Annotated in this window: 3 protein-coding genes; all 3 read right to left on the bottom strand. The window is 36.1% G+C overall.

Going from position 1 to position 3,269, the window contains the following annotated elements:
- Positions 1-130 precede the first annotated feature (130 nt).
- On the bottom strand, positions 131-871 hold the full coding sequence (istB, locus tag M0Q51_17300; protein ID MCK9401726.1) for an IS21-like element helper ATPase IstB: 741 nt from the start codon (positions 869-871) through the stop codon (positions 131-133).
- Between the two features lie 27 nt (positions 872-898).
- Positions 899-2,449 carry an IS21 family transposase gene (gene istA, locus M0Q51_17295; protein ID MCK9401725.1) on the bottom strand — a complete coding sequence of 517 codons (1,551 nt, stop codon included), beginning with the start codon at positions 2,447-2,449 and terminating at the stop codon, positions 899-901.
- Between the two features lie 153 nt (positions 2,450-2,602).
- On the bottom strand, positions 2,603-3,269 hold a 667-nt coding region (locus M0Q51_17290), incomplete at its 5' end, for a hypothetical protein (GenBank protein ID MCK9401724.1).

The raw sequence follows: 3,269 nt of genomic DNA, 5'->3' as shown, positions 1-3,269 counted from the left end.
GTGGAAATTCCGCGCAAAGAAGACCACCTATTCCGCGTTAAACTGTGCCACTAAAAATGAATTTCCCATTGAGGTTTTTTCTATGCTGTTTTTCATGATTACAAATATAGTTTATTTTATCATATAAAAATTAATCTGTTTTTTTCTTTAGTTTCTTGCGTAAAGACTCTCCCGAAAGCTCTAACCTGTGAGCATTGTGGATTATTCTGTCCATAACAGCATCAGCTATTGTTTTTTCTCCGATAACTTCATACCACTTTGCAACCGGAACCTGTGACGTAATCAATGTAGATGCCTTCTCATGCCTGTCTTCTATAATTTCCATGAATGCAGAACGACTTTGAGCATCGAGAGGTTGTATTCCAAAATCATCAAGAATAAGCAAGTGTTGACGTTCAAGCTTCGCAATTTCATTAATATAAGATCCATCGGCTTTAGCCATTTTAAGCTTCGCAAAAAGCTTGGTTGTATTATAGTATAATACTTTATATCCTAAAGTACAAGCCTGTTGACCAATAGCTGATGCAAGGTAACTTTTCCCGATACCGGTGCTTCCTGTAATCATTACGTTTTCTTTATTTTTAATAAATGTACATTCCGCAAGACGCATCACCTGGTTCTTATCGATACCACGGTCTGTTTCAAAGTACATCTGTTCAATAGATGCACTGTAGTGGAACTTTGCGTTTTGCATATTGCGTGCAATCTTCCTGCAACATCGGTCATCCCACTCTTCTTCTATTAGTTGCGCAATCATTTCATCCTTTGTAAGGGCGTTCATAGCATCTGACTCAAGGCTGGTTTGAAAAGCACGGAGCATGCCGTAGAACTTCATTTCTTTCATTCTTTTTACAACTTGTTCGTTCATCATAGTTTTGTTTTTTAGTTAAACTTCATTTTATTTATAATACTCTTCTCCTCGAATGTTATCGTGAGCAGGCATTGGATGGATTTCATCATCCATGTCATATTGATCAAGATTCCTTTGCAGAATGGTTTCTATTATTTTATAATGAAACACTCCATACTGATGTGCGCGTCTACAGGCATTAATGAGCCTTTCATTCCCTACACGCTTTGCAAATGATAGTATGCCCTGACATGATTTATATGCCTGTTCAGGATGAGCTTTATTTGATATTACTAATGAAATATAAAACCCGACATCACTGTGTATTTTATTGGCATCATCTATAAAACGTTGAGGATTCCATTCTAAAATCTCATTATTATAAGTTGCCATATGTTCCCGTACTGTAGTGTAGCCATGTGGGGCTTTTGAACGCAGATGGTTTGCAATCAATTCGTATTTGTAATAAATATCCACGGTTGTTTTTGAAAAAAATATTTTCACTTTCTTGCCTACATGATTGGAAGGAACACTATAATAATGTTTGTCCCGATGAAGACACGCATGACCGTTTTTCATCACTGTAACCTGAACATTTTCTCTTATCTCAAAACGCATGAAAGGTAAGGGTTGCAGGACTTGTTTCTCTATATCATTAAACTGGTCTATGCGTGAGTAAGTACGCCCAACAAAGAGTGCTTTATTATGATTTTCAAGATGCCTCATTATGGCTTCATTTAGTTCCGCTAATGAATAAAATTTTTGTCCATGCAGGTTTGTAAATATCCTGTTATAGGCTATCTTCACAGCTCCTTCTACCAATGGTTTATCTTTGGGTTTATATGCTCTTGCTGGTAACACAACCATTCCATAATGTTCTGCAAATGCTTCAAAGTTATGATTCATTGTAGGCTCGTAACGATTGGTTTTAGTAACTGCCGATTTTAAATTATCCGGCACTATGGCTGCAGGTGCTCCGCCAAAGTAGTAAAGCGCATTTTCACAACCCGTGATAAAGTCTGTTATATCCTGCCTTTCCAATGCCTCAACATACGTTAGCTGACTTGCTCCAAGTATTGCAACAAATACCTCAACTGTTTTAATCTCACCTGTTGAAACATCAATAACCTCAAGCTTTTTCCCTGTAAAGTCAACAAACATCTTATCTCCTGCTTTGTGTACCATGTGCATGGATGGGTGTGATAGTCCTTTCCAGAGCCTGTAATGTTTATAAAATCCGGTGCTTTGGTATCCATCTATGGTTTTATCAGAATACTCTTTCCATAGCTTTAAAAGAGTCATTCCGGGCTGTTTTATTCGTTTCTCCACTTGTGGGAAAAACGCATATAGTTCTTTCTCTCGTTCCGGTGGTTCTGGTATTTCTATATCTGTGTGAAATAAATCATCCAGATCTTTATCGCTTAGTGTTGATAGTTCGTCCCAGGTAATTCTTGATGTACGGAACAGTTCGATGTACTTCATTATCGTTGTCCGCGACACACCTGTCACATCACGTATTGTGCGTGTTCCCTGTTTATGACTGGCGTAGAGTTTAAGAATTTGTCTTAGTTTGCTCATTTCGATGTTTTTGTTTGACATAGTTTGTATTGATTTTACAGTAAGTTACTGTTTAATCTTTACAAACTATATTTTAAAAAACAACAGAGCTTCAATGTGTTTTAGGCGGCACAGTTTGCCGCGGAATAGACGGTACAGTTTAGTGCGGAAAGTGTGGAACACTTTGCTGCGGAATTACCGGCACAGTTTGCGCGGAATCTCCATATTGTATATATTTTCATTGCACGTATCATTTATTAAAATTGTTGGAGTTCCGCCAATATCTACAGTTTCCGCATTATTAATCAGATTTGGAGAAACAGGATTAAACCAAAAAATCGGGTCAAACATAATTTTCGGATAACTCGGCACATCTTTGTTTAAAATAATTTCAGAAGAACCTGATGAATTTCTTGCAATAATGGTTTGCACTATTTTGGCTTTAAATTCGAAGCGTATCGGATAATTATTATTCATAGATTTCTCATAATTACCCTCTAAAACAATTTGATTATCATCATTAATACCAAAGGTTTCAAAAGATATTTCTATTTTTGTAAATGTACCTTGAGGGATTTCGAAATTTAATGATTCAACGGGCAGGTTTGGGTCGAAAACAATGTTTAGTCCTGAAGAAAATGTATTTAAAAAATAAATATCATCGCCCTGAACTCTTTTGCCATCAAATGAGAAATTTGCTAAAGTAATATCGCCTTTTGTAAATATTAATTTCCCGCCCTGACCGGATGAACGATTAATATCTACTATAAATCCAACATCTGTTGGTTGTTTCCATTTATTTTTCTTACAAGATGGTAATAAAACAAATATTGAAATTATTATGAATATTATTTTACATGTT

This window comes from Bacteroidales bacterium (genome assembly GCA_023229505.1).
Classification (GTDB): Bacteria; Bacteroidota; Bacteroidia; order Bacteroidales; family JAGOPY01; genus JAGOPY01.
Note: the sequence above shows the minus strand (reverse complement) of the source record. Positions and strands in the feature narration are given on the sequence as shown.

What these genes read in the sequence shown, in the direction of transcription:
- istB (MCK9401726.1), bottom strand. Translation starts at nt 871, where the DNA reads ATGATGAACGAACAAGTTGTAAAAAGAATGAAAGAAATGAAGTTCTAC.
- istA (MCK9401725.1), bottom strand. Translation starts at nt 2,449, where the DNA reads ATGTCAAACAAAAACATCGAAATGAGCAAACTAAGACAAATTCTTAAA.